Origin of the sequence: Pseudacidovorax sp. (assembly GCF_017991995.1) — a bacterium.
Lineage (GTDB): Bacteria > Pseudomonadota > Gammaproteobacteria > Burkholderiales > Burkholderiaceae_C > Xenophilus.
On record NZ_JAGOPN010000025.1, the window covers coordinates 63446 to 79819 of the forward strand.

Sequence of the window (16374 nt, forward strand, 5' to 3'; positions counted from 1 at the left end):
GGCTCCCCCTTCGTTGAATCGCCTGTCGAAGCGGCCGCCGACGTTCAGCCCTGCGCCATCAGCGCATCGCACTCGCGCGTGAACGCGGCACGCCAGTCCCGGCGGGTGCTGTCGTCGACCCAGGCTGCATCCAGGCCGTTGAACATGAAGTCGCGCAGGTCTTCGCGCGTGAAGCCGAAGTCGCTCACCATCTTGCGCCAGGCCTGCGTCGGCGTGACCAGGTGCAGCGTCGGGTCATCGGTGTTGGGATGGATGCGCAGGCCCAGGCCCGGCATGCGGCGGATCGGATGGTCCAGCGCCCAGCGCTCGGGCGGCAGGGTGCGCAGGTAGTAGGAGTTGGTCGGCACCACGGTGAAGACGATGCCGCGCTCGGCGCATTCGCGCGCGAAGTCGGGCGCGTCGACGATGGTGTAGCCGTGGTCGATGCGGTCCACCTTCAGCAGCTCGACGGCGGTGCGCACATTCGTCCAGGGCATGCCGAACTCGCCGGCATGCGCCGTGGTCTTGAGGCCGGCCTCGCGTGCCAGCGCATAGGCGGGTGCGAACCATTCGGGCGGATGGTCGATCTCGCTGTAGTCGATGCCGATGCCCACCACCTCGTCCACGCGGTGCGCGCGCACCCATTCGACCATCTCAACGGCGGCCTCGGGCGAGGCCTCGCGGTCGATGGCGGGAATGAGCCGGCCGACGATGCCATGGTCCGCCTCGGCATCATGGATGGCACGCACGATGGCAGCCAGGGCCTGCGGATAGGCGATGCCCGACTTCTGCGCCGTGCCCGTGGGGTTCCAGAAGAACTCGGCATAGCGCACGGTGTGGGCGGCGGCGTCCTGCAGGTATTCGTAGGTCAGTCGGTGCAGGTCGTCGGGCGAGCGGATGAGCTGCGCATCCAGCGTGCGCAGCGCCTTGAGCACACCCACCGGCTTCTCGCCGCGGATGTAGAAGGCGTCGATCTCGGGCTGGGTGATGGCCGCCTGCGCACGCCGCGCCAGGTCGCTGAAGGTGGCGTGGCGTACGGTGCCGAGCAGGTGGCAATGCAGTTCCACCTTGGGCAGGGCATGGCAGAAGTCGGTGAGCGCGTCGGTCATCGGGGCATCGTAGTGCCGGGCTGCTCGGTGAGCGTGATGTGCAGCGTCCGACCCAGTGCAGGGCTCGGGCTCAGGTCGCCGCGGCGGCCAGGGCGTCCAGCACCACGCGCCGCACGCGCGCCTCGTCGGCGATGTGGGCCACGCGCGCATTGGCCGGGGCCTTGCGCGGCACGCGCCACTCCACCACGGTCATGCCGCGGGTGTGGCGGCCCTCGCACTCGGCCACCACATGGGCCGGGCGCCACTGCATGCAGTCGGCGTCCACCAGCGCCGCGGCGGCCGTAGGGTCGTACAGCGACATGGGCAGGCGGCCGTCGGGGCTGGCGATGCGCACATAGCCCAGCAGCAGGTCGCCCAGCAGCCGGCCACGCGGTGTGCCCAGGTCGCGCAGGCGCTGCGCATCGTCGGCATGCACGCGCACCTGGCGGCAGGCATCCAGGCCCACCATCTCCAGCGGCACGCCGGCATCGAGCACGACATTGATCGCCTCAGGGTCCACCGCGGCGTTGAACTCGGCCGCGGCCGTGTGGTTGCCCGGGCCGGCGCTGCCGCCCATCCAGACCAGCCGGCCGATGCGCGGTGCCAGCGCGGCGTCGCGCTGCAGCAGGGTGGCGACGTTGGTGAGCGGGCCCAGGGCCAGCACGGTGGCCGGCGCGTCGGCCTGCCGCAGCCAGGCGGCCAGGGCGTCGAAAGCAGGCAGCGCATCGAGCACCGCACGCGCAGGCGGCAGTTGCTCGCCAGCCGAGGCCATCGCGTCCTCGCCCAGGATGTTCTGCGCCGTGACCAGCGCGCCCACCAGCGGCGCAGAACAGCCCGCATGGATCGGCATGCGCCAGCCGAAGCAGTGCGCCGCGCGCAGGGCGTTGTCCGTCACCACCGGCAGCGGCGCATTGCCGGCCACCAGGGAGAGTCCGTCGATGGTCCAGCCCGGCTGCTGCGCCACCGTGATCACTGCGGCCAGGTCGTCGAAGCCGAGGTCGGTGTCGATCCAGACGTGGTTCATGCGTCGGCTCAGCCGATCTTGAGATGCCGCCGCTGGTCGTAGCTGGGCTGCGGGCCCAGGCCTTCCAGATGCGCCGTCTCGGCCCAGCCGACGATGGCCAGCGCCTCGGGCCTCGCCGGGTCGTCGATGCGGATGCGGTTGATGCCCGCGTTGGGAATGTCGCTCTGCCGCGGCCCGTCCAGGCCCAGGCCGTGCACCGTGCGCCAGACCATGTCGAGCACGCCGCCGTGCGTGACCACCAGCACCGGGCCGCCCGCATGCTGCGCAGCAATGTCGGCCAGCGCCTGCATCACCCGGGCATGGAACTGCCGCGTGCTCTCGCCGCCGGGCAACGAGCGGTCGGCCTCGAAGCGCAGCCAGCCGTCCCAGGCTTCGGGATGCTTCTCTCGGATCTCCTCGGCCCGCAGGCCCTCGCCCACGCCGAAGGCCTGCTCGCGCAGCGTGACCGTGGTGCGCACCGGCAGGCCCAGTTGCTGCGCCGCGGGCGCTGCCGTCTGCTGGGTGCGCAGCAGGTCGCTGCAGACGATGTGCTGCACCGGCTCACGGGCCAGCGCCAGGCCCAGGCGGCGGGCCTGCTCGTGGCCGGTGTCGTTGAGGGGAACGTCGATGTGGCCCTGGAAGCGCAGTTCGCGGTTCCAGTCCGTCTCGCCATGGCGGATGAGGATCAGGTCGGTGGGCATGCGCCGGCCATTGTCCATGGCGGGCCGGCCCTGTTCCTGTCAAGCCAGAGGCAGAGCCAGGGGCAAGGCCCCCACCGGCATGCGAGGAGCGGGTGTGAACACCGACAGCAGCGCACCCAGCACCAGCGAAGCCACGATGGCGCACAGCGCGAACACCACCGTGTAGACCAGCGCCTTGTCCGCCGGGCATTTCATGAGCACCGGCACGCCGGTGTAGAAGAGATAGACCGAATAGAGGCCCACCAGCGCCCCCAGCACCGCGAGCGAGGGCAGCAGGCTGAAGATGCCGCCCACGAAGCCGGCGGTGCTGGCATAGGCCACCAGCTTGAGGGCCTGGATCGGGCTGCGCTGCCCGCCGAAGCTGGGCGCCAGCGCGTCCACGATCAGCGCCAGCACATAGACCATCACCAGCGACAGCACATAGCTCACGACGGCCTGCACCAGCCCGGTCACGATGGGCAGCCGGAAGCTGACGCCAAACGCGCCGGCCCCGATGATCGACAGGCCGATGAAGCCGGCAATGGCCGGGATCGCCGCCAGGATCAGCACGTACTCGCGGTAGAGCGTGGCCGCGTCGGTGGATTCGGCCTCGATCTCGGGCCAGGTGCGCTTGGGGTGCAGCAGGATGTCCTGCACGCGTTGGACCAGGTTCATGGAAAGGGGCTCCGGCGTTGGATCGACGCGCAGTCTAGGCAGCCGGGACCGCGCTGGCTGCTGGCCGTGCAGCCTATGCCGATGGCGCACCGCGCGACGGCCGCTGCAACAATGGCCGCATGTCCGACATCGCCCTGCCCCGCCTCGTTTTCCTGCCCGGCCTTGCCTGCGACGAACGCCTGTGGGAGGCACAGATGCCGGCCATGCCCGCCGCGCTGCGCCCCCGTGTGGCGGACGTCAGCCGCCACCACGACACCATCAAGGCCATGGCCGCCGCGCTGCTGGCGCAGGAGGACGGCCCGCTGCTGCTGGCCGGTGCCTCCATGGGCGGCATGGTGGCCATGGAGGCCGCGCGCCAGGCGCCCGGGCGCATCGCCGGCCTGGCGCTGCTCGGGACCTCGCCCCTGCCGGAAACGCCGGAGATGCATGCGCTGCGCAGCGCCGCCATCGAGGAGTTCGCCGCCGACCGCGCCGAGGCGGTGATCCGCGCCAACGTGGCCTTCGCCTTCCATCCCACGAATGCCGCGGACCCGGCACTGGTGCAGCGCTACCTGGCCATGGTGCTGGATGCCGGTGCCAAACAGCTGATCCGCCAGAACCGCGCCGTCATGGCACGGCCTGATGCGCGGCTGCACCTGGGCGACCTGCGCTGCCCCGTGCTGCTGATGTGCGGCGAGGCGGACCGGCTCACGCCACCGGACTGCACGCACGCGATGGCGGCGCTGATCCCGCAGGCCGAGGTGGTGTGGCTGGCCGAGGCGGGCCACATGCTCACCATGGAAGCGCCGGACGCGGTGAATGCCGCGCTGCTGCGGTGGCTGGCGCCCTTCCTGCGCTGATCACCCTCCACGTCGCGCGCCCGACGAAGCAGCGCCCGTCTCCGGCGTCAGCCTCGCCGCACGCCGCCGGACTTATGCTCGGCCTCCCGTCCGCTGCCGAGGTCGCCCATGAGAAACCTCTGTTCCTGGTCTTCGGAAAGCCTGCCCGAGCCCCAGCGGCTGCGCGGCTGGCGCGATGCGCTGCATGCCACCGTGCTGGAGATGGACGCCGTGCCGCTGCAGCGCGACGGCTTCTTCGGCAGCATCGAGCGCTGTGCCCTGCAGCGCATCCTGCCGCACCAGGCGCGCGGCACGCCGCAGAAGATCGTGCGCGGCGCGGCCGACATCGCACGCAGCCAGCACAACGCCTACTACCTGCTCTCCCAGCCGCGCCTGCCCTGGCGCGCCGCCCAGGCGGGCCACACGGCCCTGCTCCAGCCGGGCGATGCGGTACTGATCGACTCGCGCGAGCCCTATGCCTTCGACTTCGGCGCGGGACTGGACGACCTGTCCATCGAACTGCCCATCGACTGGGTGGCGCACTGGGTGGCCGACCCGGCCCGGCTCATCGGCCGGCCGCTGCGGGCCGATGCCGGCTGGGGCCTGGCGCTTCGCGGCGTCAAGGAGGCGCTGGTGCCCCGGGCCTTGCGCCAACAGCCGGCCGACCATGACGCCTTGATCGAGGCCCAGTTGGGCGGCCTGCTCTCGCTGCTGGGCGATGCGCACGCCCCTGCGCAGCCCGAGCCACCCGATGCGCAGGCCCGCATCCTCGGCGTGCTGCGCGCGCGCTTCATGCAACCCGGGCTGACTGCGGCCGAAGTCGCCACCGAGGCGGGCGTGTCGCTGCGCGCCCTGCACCGCGCCATGGCGGCGCAGGGCCGCGGCTTTCTGCCCACGCTGATGGCCCTGCGGGTGGAGGCCGCCGCCGGCATGCTGGCGCAGCCGCGCCTGCGCCACCTGGGCGTGGCCGAAATCGGCCGGCGATGCGGCTTTGCCGATGCCTCGCACTTCGCACGGCAGTTCCTGCGCCAGCGCGGCATCGCGCCCGCCGCCTTCCGCGCCCAGGCACTGCGCTGAGCGCTTGCGCGCTGGCACGCAGCGGCCAGCCGGTTGGCGCGATACGGCGAGCCGCCGGCGCCCCGGCTTCCTAGACTTTTTCCGGCAGGCCGCCCGCGCGGCCGCCGCGCCCGCATGCGTCCCCGGCGGGCGCGCTTCCAACGACACAGGAGACAGACATGACCCTCAAGACGACCCTCGACACGATCCTGGCCGAAGGCGTGGCCAGCGGCCAGGCCCCCGGCGTGGTGGCCCTGGTGGCCGACCGCGACGGCCTGCGCTACGAAGGCGCCGCCGGCGAGCGCCAGCTTGGCAGCGGCGTCGCCATGACGCCCGACACCGTGCTCTGGATCGCCTCCATGACCAAGGCCGTCACCTCGGTGGCGGCCGTGCAGTGCGTGGAGCGCGGCCTGCTCGACCTGGACGCGCCCGCTGCCCGCGTGGTGCCCGCCATCGGCGAGCTGGGCGTGCTGACCGGCTTCGACGCCGAGGGCCGGCCGACCACCCGGCCGCCCAGGCGGCCGGTCACGCTGCGCCACCTGCTCTCGCACAGTTCCGGCTGCAGCTACGAGATCTGGAACCCCGACATGCAGAAGGTGCAGGCGGCGCTGGACATCCCGGGCGTCATCGGCTGCCAGCTCAAGGCCCTGACGCTGCCGCTGGTGGCCGACCCTGGCGAGCGCTGGGAATACGGCGTGGGCATCGACTGGGCCGGCCGCATGGTCGAGGCCGTCAGCGGCCTGACGCTGGGCGAATTCATGCGCCAGAACCTCTGGGAGCCGCTGGGCATGGCGAGCACCGGCTTTCGCATCACGCCCGACATGCGCCAGCGCCTGGCCGGCGTGCACCTGCGGGGCGAGGACGGCGCCTTCGCGCCCTTCCCCTTCGAGATCGCGCAGGAGCCCGAATTCCACATGGGCGGCGGCGGGCTCTACAGCACCATGGGCGACTACGCGCGCTTCATGCGCATGGTGCTCAACCTGGGCCAGCTCGACGGCGAGCGCGTGCTGCGGCCCGAGACGGTGACCACGCACCTGTCGCTCAACCAGATCGGCAATGCGCGCGTGAGCCTGCTCAAGGCGGCCATCCCGCTCACGGCCGACGCGGAGTTCTTTCCCGGAATCACCAAGCGCTGGAGCCTGGCCTTCCAGATCAACGAGCAGCCGGCGCCCACCGGCCGGCCCGCCGGCAGCCTGTCGTGGGCGGGGCTGGCCAACAGCTTCTTCTGGATCGACCCGCACACCGGCATCGCCGGGCTGCTGGCGACGCAGACCTTCCCTTTCGCGGATGCACGGGTGATGGAGCTGCTCTATCGCTTCGAGAAGGGCGTGTACGACACGCTGGGCTGAGCGCCTGCGCTGCCTGCCCGGCGCCAAGGGCGAAAGCGAGCGTCAGCCCGCGAAGGGCGCGACGCCGATGCCCTCGGCCGCCAGGCGCTCGCGGATGCGGCGCGCGAAGGCCAGCGCATGGGCGCCGTCCCCATGCAGGCACACGCTCTGCGCGTTGACCGGCACCACGCTGCCGTCGATGGCGGTGACCTGCCGGTCGCGCACCAGCGACAGCGTCTGCGCGAGCGACTGCTCCTCGCTCTCGATCAGCGCGCCCGGCTGGCTGCGCGGCACCAGGCTGCCGTCGGGCATGTAGCCGCGGTCGGCGAAGACTTCTTCGACCGGCGTCAGGCCGGCGGCGCGGGCCGCCTCGATCATGCCGCTGCCGGCCAGGCCGAAGAACTTGAGCGAGGGGTCGAAGCGGCGCACCGCCTCGCACAGCGCTGCGGCCAGCTCGGGTTCCTTCACGGCCTGGTTGTAGAGCATGCCGTGCGGCTTGACGTGCGCCAGGCGCCCGCCTTCGGCGCGCACGATCGCGTCCAGCGCGCCGATCTGGTAGAGCATGTCGGCCACGATCTGCGCCGGCGGCAGCTGCATGGCGCTGCGGCCGAAGTTCTCGCGGTCCGGAAAGCTCGGATGCGCGCCGATGGCCACGCCCTTGGCCAGCGCCCAGCGCACGCACTGCTGCATGGTCACGGCATCGCCGGCATGCCAGCCGCAGGCGATGTTGGCCGAACTCACCAGGCCCAGCAGGGCTTCGTCGTTGCCGGCGCCTTCGCCGAGGTCGGCATTCAGGTCGATCTGCATGGTTCCTTGCTCCAGGAAGAGAGTCAGAGGCGTACCGGCGGCGCGGCCGGCCAGCCGAGCGCGGCGAGGCCGCGGTCGATGTCGTGGCGCCAACGTTCGAGCGCCAGCCAGGCCCGCGCCGCTGCGGCGGCGTCGACCTCGACCATGCGCAGCCGGCTGCCCAGCGGCGCCTGCGCCAGCTTCCACAGGTCGGCGCGGATCACCACGCCGATGCGCGGATAGCCGCCGGTGGTCTGGGCATCGCCCATCAGCACGATGGGCTGGCCCGAAGGCGGGACCTGGATGGTGCCGGGCACCACACCGGCGGAGAGCATGTCGACCTCGTGCCCGCGCTTGAGCGCAGGGCCTTCGAGCCGGCTGCCCATGCGGTTGCTCTGCGGCGTGATGCGCCAGGCGGCCTGCCAGAACTGCGTGCGCGCCGCGGCGCCGAACTGCGCGTATTCGGGCCCGGGCATCACGCGCAGCGGCCACACGCCGTCTTCGGGCGGCAGCGCGCAGACCGGCTCCGCCGCGCCCTCGTCGCGCCAGGGGTCGAGCGGATGGATACCGAAGGCGGGCCGCGCGCGCTGCGCCTCGCTCAACGCCGAGGCACCCAGCGGCAGCCGGTCGCCCTTCTTGAGCGCCCGGCCGTCCAGCCCGCCGAAGCCGGCCTTGAGGTCGGTGCTGCGCGAGCCCAGCACCTGCGGCACGTTGATGCCACCCGCCACGGCCAGCCAGCTGCGCACGCCGGCCTTGCCCGCCTGCGCATTGACGCCACCCAGCACCAGGCGCGCGCCCGCCTGCACGGGCACGCTCCACCCCGGGCGCAACGCGCGACCGTCCAGCCGGGCCCCGAAGTCGTCGCCCATCAGCGCGATGCGGGTCGACGCCTCGAAACGCAACTCGGCGTTGCCCATCGTGAGTTCGAGCCCGGCGGCGCCACACGCATTGCCCACCAGCCGGTTGGCCACCGCCAGCGCCGCGCGGTCCAGCGCGCCGCCCGGGCAGATGCCGCGCTGGCGATGGCCCTCGCGGCCCAGGTCCTGGACCGAGGCGAGCAGCCCGGGCTTGTGGACGAGGATCACAGCGTCACGCTCGCAGGAACGAAGCGCACCCGATCGCCCGGCTGCAGCAGCGTGGGCGGCTCGGCAGCGGGATCGAACAGCGTCAGCGACGTGCGGCCGATCAGCTGCCAGCCGCCTGGGGAATCGAGCGGATAGATGCCCGTCTGCGCACCGCCGATGCCCACCGACCGCGCCGGCACGGCGGTGCGCGGCTCGCGCCGGCGCGGCGTGTGCAGCTCGGGCGCCAGGCCGCCCATGAAGGCGAAGCCGGGCAAAAAGCCCAGCAGGTAGACCACGTACTCGCCGGCCGCATGGCGGCGAATTACCTCGGCCGGAGACAGGCCCGTGTGACGGGCGACATCGTCCAGGTCGGGGCCGTGCTCTCCGCCATAGGCGACCGGGATCTCCACGACGCGGCCAGCGCCCGGGGCCTCGACGGCGAGCGCGGGCCATGCGGTGAGCACGCGCAACTCCAGCTCGCCGGCATCGACCTGCTGCGGATCGAACAGCAGGGTGAGGTTGTTCATGCCCGGGAGCACCTCCTGCACCTCGGGCCACGCGGCGGCCTCGCGCGCCAGGGCCCAGATGCGTTGCTGCGCCAGCAGCGTGGCAGGCGGCGGCAGCTCGCACAGCAGGGCGGCGTCGCCCAGGGCGTGGAGGCGGGGAAGGGCCCGCGCGTTCATGCCGCGCGAAGGACGGCGGGCGAGCCCGGAATGTGCACGGGTCCGCCCACCCGCCTCATTCGCGGCCCAGGCTGCGCACCTTGGCGGCCAGCCGCTCCTGTACGTGCGGCGAGACAAACTTGTCCACCTCGCCGCCGAGCATGGCGATCTCGCGCACGAAGGTGCTGGAGATGAACTGGTACTTGTCGCTGGGCGTGAGGAAGACGGTCTCGACCTCGGGCATGAGCGAACGGTTCATGCCGGCCAGCTGGAATTCGTAATCGAAGTCCGTCACGGCGCGCAGGCCGCGCACCATGGCCTTGCCGCCGCGCTCGACCACGAAGTCGCGCAGCAGGCCCGAGAAGCTCTCGACCGTCACCCGGTCGCCAAAGGGCTCGGCCACGGCGCGGGCCATCTCGATGCGCTCGGCCAGCGAGAACAGCGCCTTCTTGTGGTGTCCGGCCGCGACGGCCACGATCACCTTCGGGAACAGCTGCGTGGCACGGCGGACCACGTCCTCATGGCCAAGCGTCATGGGGTCGAAGGTGCCGGGGTAGACGGCTATCACATCGGTCGTCATCTCTTCCTCCTGGGTCGGGGGCCGGGGGTTGTCTCGGCGCGCATTATGTACGCCACGCTGCACTGCACCATATCGCGCCCGGGTACGCGCGGACGCGCGTCAGGTCGCCGGTGCCAGGGGCTTGAGCAGGTGCGCATGCACAGCGCCTGCCTTGAGGTGGCGGAAGACGGCCAGCCCGTAAGGCGCAAGGCGCTCGTCGGTCCAGGCCTGGTCGGCCTCCAGATAGACCACGCCGTCGGGCTGCAGCGCTGCCGCCGCGGCCTTGAGTGCGCGCTCGTACAGCGCCGCCTGTTCGAAGGGCGGGTCGAGGAAGATGGCATGCCAGTGGCGCGGGCTGCTGCGCTCCAGCCAGGCGGTGCCATCGCCACGCTGCACCTGCACGGCATCGGCCTGCAGCTTGTCGCGCGTGGCCTTCATCTGCTGCAGCAGCGCGGCATCCTGCTCGCAGACCAGCACCTCGGCCGCACCGCGCGAGGCCGCCTCGAAGCCGAGCGCGCCGGTACCCGCGAAGACGTCGATGCAGCGCCAGCCCGGCAACTCCCCGCCGCTGGCACCCGCCAGGCTGGCCAGCCAGTTGAAGAGGGTCTCGCGGACCCGGTCGGGCGTGGGGCGCAGACCGGGCCGATCGGCGACGGGCAGCCGCGTGCGGCGCCACGCGCCGCCGATGATGCGGACTTCGTGGGGCCGGCCCGCACCGGCCTTCGTGGAGGACTTGCTTCGGTTCATCGGGCCGAGCTTAACGGCGCCCATGACCCGGACCGAGGACGCGGGGGCGCCGATGCGCCCCGCGCCGTGCTCAGCGCGCCTTGTCCGTGCCGCCCACGATGACCGTCACCATGCGCTGCGGCTGCAGCTTGCGCTGGAAGGCGGCGCGCACATCCTCGACGGTGACGGCGTTCACGCGTTCGCGCCAGGTGTCGAGGTAGTCCAGGGGCAGGTCGTTCCACGCGATGTTGGCCACGTTGCCCAGCAGCTTGCGGTTGCTGTCCAGCAGCAGGGGAAAGCCGCCGATCAGGTTGTCCTTGGCCGCCTGCAGTTCGGCCGCCGTCGGCCCCTCGGCGACGAACTTCGCCAGCACCTCGCGCGCCACGGCCACGGCCTGCTCGGCCTGATCTGGCCGCGTCTGGAAGCCGATGCGGAAGGCGCCCGCATGCAGCCCGGGCGAGAAGCCGCTGTAGACGCTGTAGGCCAGCCCGCGCTTCTCGCGCACCGCCTCGGTCAGGCGCGAGACGAAGCCGCCGCCGCCCAGGATGTAGTTGCCCAGCGTGAGCGCGAAGTGGTCGGCATCGGCCCGGCGGTAGCCCGGCTGGCCGATCCACACATGCACCTGCGCCGAGTCGAAGGGGATGCGCTCCAGGCGCGGCTCGGCCAGAGGCGGCACCTCGGGCACCGCGGCGAGGGCCGGGCAGCCCTGCTGCGGCAGGCGCGAGAGCAGCTGCGTCGCCAGGCGTTCCGCGCCCGGCCGGTCGATGGCACCCACCACGCTCACCTTGGCCCGGCAGGGCCGCACGAACTCGGCATGGAAGCGCCGCATGTCCTCGATGCCGATGGCCGCCAGGGTCGCCTGGGTCATCTCCTGGCCGTAGGGATGGCCGCCGTAGACATCGCGCGCGAAGGCGCGTCCGGCGACGCTGGCCGGCCGGGTGTCGGCCTCGCGCAGGCCGGCGGCGATGCGCTCGCGCTCACGGCGCCAGACCTCGTCGGGGAAGGCCGGCTCGCCGATCTCGCGCGAGGCCAGGGCCGCCGCGCGGGCCAGCAGGGCCGGGTCGGCCAGGCTGCGCAGGCTGAAGCTCATCCGGTCGGCGCTGGCGCCGACGTCGAACTCGGCGCCCAGGTCGGCCCAGGCCTCGCCCAGCTGGTTCTCGTCCAGCGCGGGTTCGCTGCCGCTGGCCCGCACGCCCTTCTCGGCCATGCCGGCCGTGGCGCCCGCCAGGCCGGACTGGGCGGCGGGGTCGCGCCGGCTGCCGGCGTCGACATCGATCTGCACATCGACGATGGGCAGGGCCGGGGTGCGCGCCAGATAGACCTGCGCGCCGTTGGCCAGGCGCCAGTGTTCGATCGCCACGCCCGCCTGGGCCAGGCCGGCGGCGCCGGCCAGCACGGCCAGCAGGGCGGTGCGGCGACAGCGCCGCATCAGGACAAGAGCGCGCTTCATCGGATCTCTCCCACCGGGCCGAAGGGGCTGCGCGGCCGCTTGGCCGCCGACGACATGGGCTGCGGCCGCAGCGTGGCGACGGTCAGTTGGTCGTCCCCGAAATAGCGGCCGGCGACGGCCTGCACCTGGGCCGGCGTCACGGCCAGCAGCTTGGCCAGCATGCGGGCATCGGCGTCGAGCGGCAGGCCCTGCACCCACTGGCTGCCCAGCTCGCGCGCCTGGGCCATGACCGAGTCGCGCTTGTAGGTTTCGCTGGCGACCCACTGCGTCTTCACGCGAGCGAGTTCGGACTCGGAGACGCCTTCCTGGGCGATGCGCGCCACCTGGGCACGCAAGGCGGCCTCGACAGCCTCGGTGGTCTTGCCGGCCGCCGGAACGCCGGTCAGGTAGAAGAGCTGCGGCCCGCGGCCGTACAGGCCGTAGCCGGCGCTCACGCCGTCGGCCACGCGCTCGGGGCCGCGCACCAGGGCACGGTCCAGCCGCGAGCCGTTGTAGCCGTCCAGCACCGCCGCCAGCACCAGCAGGGCCCAGGCGTCGGAGTCCTCGTCGAGGGAATCCAGCTGCGGCACACGGAAGGCCAGCGACACATAGGCCTGCTCGGCGGGTGCCTTGAATTCGATGCGCCGGATGCCGCGCTGCGGCAGCTCGGTGTAGGGCTTGCGAACCGGCACGGCGCGCGCCGGGATGCGACCGTAGTAGCGCTCGGCCATCGCCCGCACCTTCTGCGGATCGACATCGCCAGCCACCACGATGGCCGCGTTGTCGGGCACGTACCAGCGTCGATAGAAGGCACGCACGTCGTCGGGCGTCATGGCCGACAGGTCGCTCATCCAGCCGACCACCGGCCGCCGGTAGGGCGAGGCGTCGAAGATGGCCGCGTTCTGCTGCTCGCCCAGCAGTGCGCGGGGCTGGTCTTCGGTGCGCATGCGGCGTTCTTCCTTCACCACCTCGATCTCGCGCTTGAATTCGTCGTCCGGCCACTGGTTGCTGGCGAAGCGGTCCGCCTCCAGACGCATGGCCTCTTCCAGCCGTTCGACGGGGATCTGCTGGTAGTAGCCGGTGTAGTCGCGGGTGGTGAAGGCGTTCTCCCGCCCGCCCAGCGCCGCCACGCGGCGCGAGAACTCGCCCGGCTTGAGCTGGGCCGAGCCCTTGAACATCATGTGCTCGACCACGTGCGCGACACCGCTGGTGCCGTCCAGCTCGTCGACGGAGCCGACACGCACCCACAGCATCTGCACGGCCGTGGGGGCACGGTGGTCGGGCTGCACGATCAGCGTCAGGCCGTTGGCCAGCCGGAACTGCTGGGGCGGCTGGGCCGCCGAAGGCAATGCGGAGGGGGTGAGGGGCGCCCCTTCGGCGGGGGGCTGCTGGGCATGGACGGGCGCTGCCAGGGCAAGACAGGCCGCCAGCAGGGCCGCAGCAAGGGGCCGGCGGCTCGGCGGGGGGTGTTTCATAGAATGGCTCGGATTCTAAAAAGCGCCTGGATGTTCAGTTTTTTCAAGAAAAAGCCGCCGGCGGAGCCTGCGGCGCCGGCCGGCTCCCCGCCCTCCCCTGCACCTGCGCCGGCCCCTGAAGCCGGCGGCGGGCGCTCGGTGTTCTCGCCGTCGAGCTGGTTCGGAAACAAGCCGAGCGCGCCGACCCCGGTGCCTTCGCCCCTGCCTCCCGCCGCGGCACCGGTGGCGCCCGCGCCGACGCCGGTCGCTCCCGCATCGCCCCGCCCGTCGGTTACACCGCAGCTCCCGACCTCGACACCCAGCCCGGCGCCGATGCCTGAGGTGCCCCCCGTCCTGCCGCCGGCCCAGGCACCCGCTCCTGCCGGCCGCGACATCCCATCGGTTGCCCCGGCACTGGTGACGCCACCGACCCCACCGACCCCACTGGCTCCCACAGCGCCGCCCGCCAGTGTCGCCACGCCCGCCCCCGTGCCGGTCGCCCCGCCGACGCCCGTGGTGCGGTCGGCACCGCCCGTCGTCGCCGAGCCGGCCTCCGAGCCTTCGCGGCAGGGCTGGCTCAACCGCCTTCGCACGGGGCTCAAGAAGACCGGCAGCGGCATCCAGGCCGTGTTCGTCAACGCCCAGATCGACGACGAGCTCTACGAACAGCTGGAAGAAGCGCTGCTGATGGCCGACACCGGCATCCCGGCCGCGGAGCACATCCTGCAGGACCTGAAGGACCGCGTCTGGCGCCACAGCGCCACCACACCCCAGGCCGTGCGCGCCCTGCTGGTGGACGCCGTGGCCGAGGTGCTCAAGCCGCTGGAAAAGCCCCTGGAGATCGGCCGCCACACGCCCACCGTGATCATGGTCGCGGGCGTCAACGGCGCGGGCAAGACCACCTCCATCGGCAAGCTCACCAAGCACCTGGCCAACGAAGGCTGCACGGTGCTGCTGGCCGCGGCCGACACCTTCCGCGCTGCCGCGCGCGAGCAGCTCGCCATCTGGGCCGACCGCAACCTGGTCGAGATCGTCAGCCAGGCGGGCGGCGACCCCTCCGCGGTGGCCTTCGACGCCGTCAACGCGGGCAAGGCGCGCGGCAAGGACGTGGTGCTGGTCGACACCGCCGGCCGCCTGCCGACGCAGTTGCACCTGATGGACGAGCTCAAGAAGATCAAGCGCGTGATCGGCAAGGCCGACACCGGCTCGGCCGACGGCGTGGCCGCCCCGCACGAGGTGCTGCTGGTCATCGATGGCAACACCGGCCAGAACGCCCTGGCCCAGGTCAAGGCTTTCGACGATGCGCTGGGCCTCACCGGTCTGGTGGTGACCAAGCTCGACGGCACGGCCAAGGGCGGCGTGCTCTGCGCCATCGCCCGCTGGGGCGAGGAACGCGCCCGGACCAAACCGGGCACGGCGCCGGTGCCGGTCTACTTCATCGGCGTGGGCGAGAAGCTCGAGGACCTCGAAACCTTCGACGCCCGTGAGTTTGCCCAGGCGCTGGTAGGCTGATTGCGCCACAGGCCCGGCGGCTCGCCATGCGCGGCCGCCGCTTCGGCGGACCGGCGCAGCTGATCGCCGGCCCGCCATGGCCCCGCCCGCAGGAAAGTCTGGCTGCGTCGAACCGCCCGTCGCGCGCGGGCCGCGGGAGGGACAAGCCCCTGCCAGCAATTGGCCGTGCCGATTCCGATTGGCCCCTGGCCTCGAATTTCAATTCCGGATTGGCCAGCAACCCGTACGCAAAAGAATTGTTTTTCCACGGTTCGGTCTATTTCTTCCGAATTGAATTTCGACGTTTCGCGCAGCCTCATGGCGCCCCTTAGACACCCGGCACGTCACCGCTTCGTTACCGCAGCCGTTACGTAACGCCCGCCGGAACATCCTGGGCAAGGACCCCGGCATCCCCCTCAAAACGCCAAAAAATCCACACTTTTGTGCGTGCCCGTGGCCGCTTTCGCTGCGGCACACGTCTTGCCCCCTGCATCCGCATCTTTCAACCAGACGCGTGGAGCAAGAGCGATGGCAACGACGACGACCGATACGGCCGGCAATTCCGGCATGGCCCCTGTACTCATGGCGCAAGCCTCATCTGCGGGCGTCATGGCCACGCCAATTCCGATGGGGGGTGGCAGCGCCAATGCCGCCGGCGGAATTGGAACGCTGACCAGCGTTTCGCCCGGCGTGATGGTGGTGCGCGATGGCGTGGACATCCCGGCGCAGGCCAACCAATTGCTACAGGCGGGTGACCGGGTCTTGGTGCCGCAGGACGGCCAGGCAGGCGTGGTGTTCAACCCGACGGGGCCGAACACCCAGCCGATCAGCGGCACCTTCGTCGGTGGCACGGACGCCACCGTGACCACCCGCGCGCTCGAAGGCGGCGGCTCCCAGCTCGATGTGGGGCTTGCCTCAGGCGACCTGCAGGTCGACTCGGGCGTCGACTCCGCCGCGCTGGCCGTGAAGAAGGGCGCGCCCCCGATGGCCGGCGGCCTCGGACTCGGCGAGTTCGCCCTGGCCGCCCTGGGCGGTGGACTGGTCCTGGGCGCACTGGCCGGCGGCGGCGACGACAACGGCACGGCCTTCCCCGTCTTCCTCACACAGCCTGGCGGCACCAACCCGCCCACGACCCCGCCTGATGACGGCGATGCTGACGCTGACGCTGACGCTGACGCTGACGCTGACGCTGACGCTGATGCCGATGCCGATGCCGATGCCGATGCCGATGCCGATGCCGATGCCGATGCCGATGCCGATGCCGATGCCGATGCCGATGCCGATGCCGATGCCGATGCCGATGCCGATGCCGATGCTGACGCGGATGCGGATGCGGATGCGGATGCGGATGCGGATGCAGATGCAGATGCAGATGCAGATGCCGACGCAGACGCAGACGCCGATGCCCTGCTCGATCCCACCGACAGCCTCGGCGGCACCGTCGTCGGTGGCGTCTCCGATGCCCTGGGCCTGGGCGACTCGCTCAACCCCGTGGTCAGCGTCGTCGACAACGTGACCACCGTGCTGGACAACACCCTCTCGCCCCTGGTCGGCTCCGAATTCACCGCCAACGACC

General features: G+C 71.8%; 15 protein-coding genes and 1 pseudogene. 5 read left to right on the plus strand and 11 right to left on the minus strand.

The genetic code is table 11. The annotated features are described in order from the left end of the window. Positions 1–44: 44 nt before the first annotated feature. The 4 genes from add to KBC94_RS26300 all read right to left on the minus strand — a co-directional run bounded on the left by add (position 45) and on the right by KBC94_RS26300 (position 3425). Positions 45–1088 carry an adenosine deaminase gene (gene add / locus KBC94_RS26285; protein WP_294377618.1) on the minus strand — a complete coding sequence of 348 codons (1044 nt, stop codon included), beginning with the start codon at positions 1086–1088 and terminating at the stop codon, positions 45–47. 70 nt (positions 1089–1158) lie between these two features. Continuing rightward, positions 1159–2091 (minus strand): nucleoside hydrolase, encoded by a 933-nt coding sequence (locus KBC94_RS26290; RefSeq protein ID WP_294377620.1) that lies wholly within the window; start codon positions 2089–2091, stop codon positions 1159–1161. Between the two features lie 8 nt (positions 2092–2099). Next, positions 2100–2771, minus strand: coding sequence for a histidine phosphatase family protein (locus KBC94_RS26295; protein ID WP_294377623.1), 672 nt, complete (start codon positions 2769–2771; stop codon positions 2100–2102). Between the two features lie 39 nt (positions 2772–2810). Continuing rightward, a complete protein-coding gene (locus KBC94_RS26300; RefSeq protein WP_294377626.1) occupies positions 2811–3425 on the minus strand; it encodes a Yip1 family protein in 615 nt (204 codons plus the stop codon). Between the two features lie 119 nt (positions 3426–3544). On the opposite strand from KBC94_RS26300, the gene KBC94_RS26305 reads away from it, so the two are divergent. The 3 genes from KBC94_RS26305 (at position 3545) to KBC94_RS26315 (ending at position 6648) form a co-directional block, all read left to right on the plus strand. After that, positions 3545–4264, plus strand: a complete 720-nt coding sequence (locus KBC94_RS26305) for an alpha/beta fold hydrolase (RefSeq protein ID WP_294377629.1) — start codon at positions 3545–3547, stop codon at positions 4262–4264. A 108-nt stretch (positions 4265–4372) separates the two neighbouring features. Then, complete coding sequence (locus tag KBC94_RS26310; RefSeq protein WP_294377630.1) at positions 4373–5320, plus strand: helix-turn-helix domain-containing protein; 948 nt, start codon at positions 4373–4375, stop codon at positions 5318–5320. Between the two features lie 158 nt (positions 5321–5478). Further along, on the plus strand, positions 5479–6648 hold the full coding sequence (locus KBC94_RS26315; protein ID WP_294377633.1) for a serine hydrolase: 1170 nt from the start codon (positions 5479–5481) through the stop codon (positions 6646–6648). 42 nt (positions 6649–6690) lie between these two features. Here KBC94_RS26315 and pxpA read toward each other — a convergent pair whose 3' ends face one another. From pxpA to KBC94_RS26350, 7 genes are all read right to left on the minus strand, one after another. Further along, positions 6691–7434 (minus strand): 5-oxoprolinase subunit PxpA, encoded by a 744-nt coding sequence (gene pxpA, locus KBC94_RS26320; RefSeq protein ID WP_294377635.1) that lies wholly within the window; start codon positions 7432–7434, stop codon positions 6691–6693. A gap of 23 nt (positions 7435–7457) precedes the next feature. Then, on the minus strand, positions 7458–8498 hold the full coding sequence (locus tag KBC94_RS26325) for a biotin-dependent carboxyltransferase family protein (protein WP_294377638.1): 1041 nt from the start codon (positions 8496–8498) through the stop codon (positions 7458–7460). Continuing rightward, entirely contained in the window at positions 8495–9160 is a 666-nt protein-coding gene (pxpB, locus tag KBC94_RS26330; protein ID WP_294377641.1) for a 5-oxoprolinase subunit PxpB, read from the minus strand. The genes KBC94_RS26325 and pxpB overlap by 4 nt, the downstream gene beginning before the upstream one ends. A gap of 55 nt (positions 9161–9215) precedes the next feature. Beyond that, positions 9216–9719: a pantetheine-phosphate adenylyltransferase gene (gene coaD / locus KBC94_RS26335; RefSeq protein WP_234196954.1), complete on the minus strand. Its 504-nt coding sequence runs from the start codon at positions 9717–9719 to the stop codon at positions 9216–9218. A 99-nt stretch (positions 9720–9818) separates the two neighbouring features. Further along, positions 9819–10445, minus strand: coding sequence for a 16S rRNA (guanine(966)-N(2))-methyltransferase RsmD (gene rsmD / locus KBC94_RS26340; RefSeq protein ID WP_294377646.1), 627 nt, complete (start codon positions 10443–10445; stop codon positions 9819–9821). A gap of 70 nt (positions 10446–10515) precedes the next feature. Further along, positions 10516–11853 (minus strand): pitrilysin family protein, encoded by a 1338-nt coding sequence (locus KBC94_RS26345; protein WP_294377660.1) that lies wholly within the window; start codon positions 11851–11853, stop codon positions 10516–10518. A 17-nt stretch (positions 11854–11870) separates the two neighbouring features. Further along, positions 11871–13328, minus strand: coding sequence for a pitrilysin family protein (locus KBC94_RS26350; protein WP_294377650.1), 1458 nt, complete (start codon positions 13326–13328; stop codon positions 11871–11873). A gap of 30 nt (positions 13329–13358) precedes the next feature. Between KBC94_RS26350 and ftsY the strand changes: the two genes are divergently transcribed. Together ftsY and KBC94_RS26360 are read left to right on the plus strand one after the other, a co-directional pair. Beyond that, on the plus strand, positions 13359–14819 hold the full coding sequence (gene ftsY, locus KBC94_RS26355) for a signal recognition particle-docking protein FtsY (RefSeq protein ID WP_294377652.1): 1461 nt from the start codon (positions 13359–13361) through the stop codon (positions 14817–14819). 507 nt (positions 14820–15326) lie between these two features. Then, positions 15327–16374, plus strand: a pseudogene (locus KBC94_RS26360) (hypothetical protein); the annotation flags it as partial.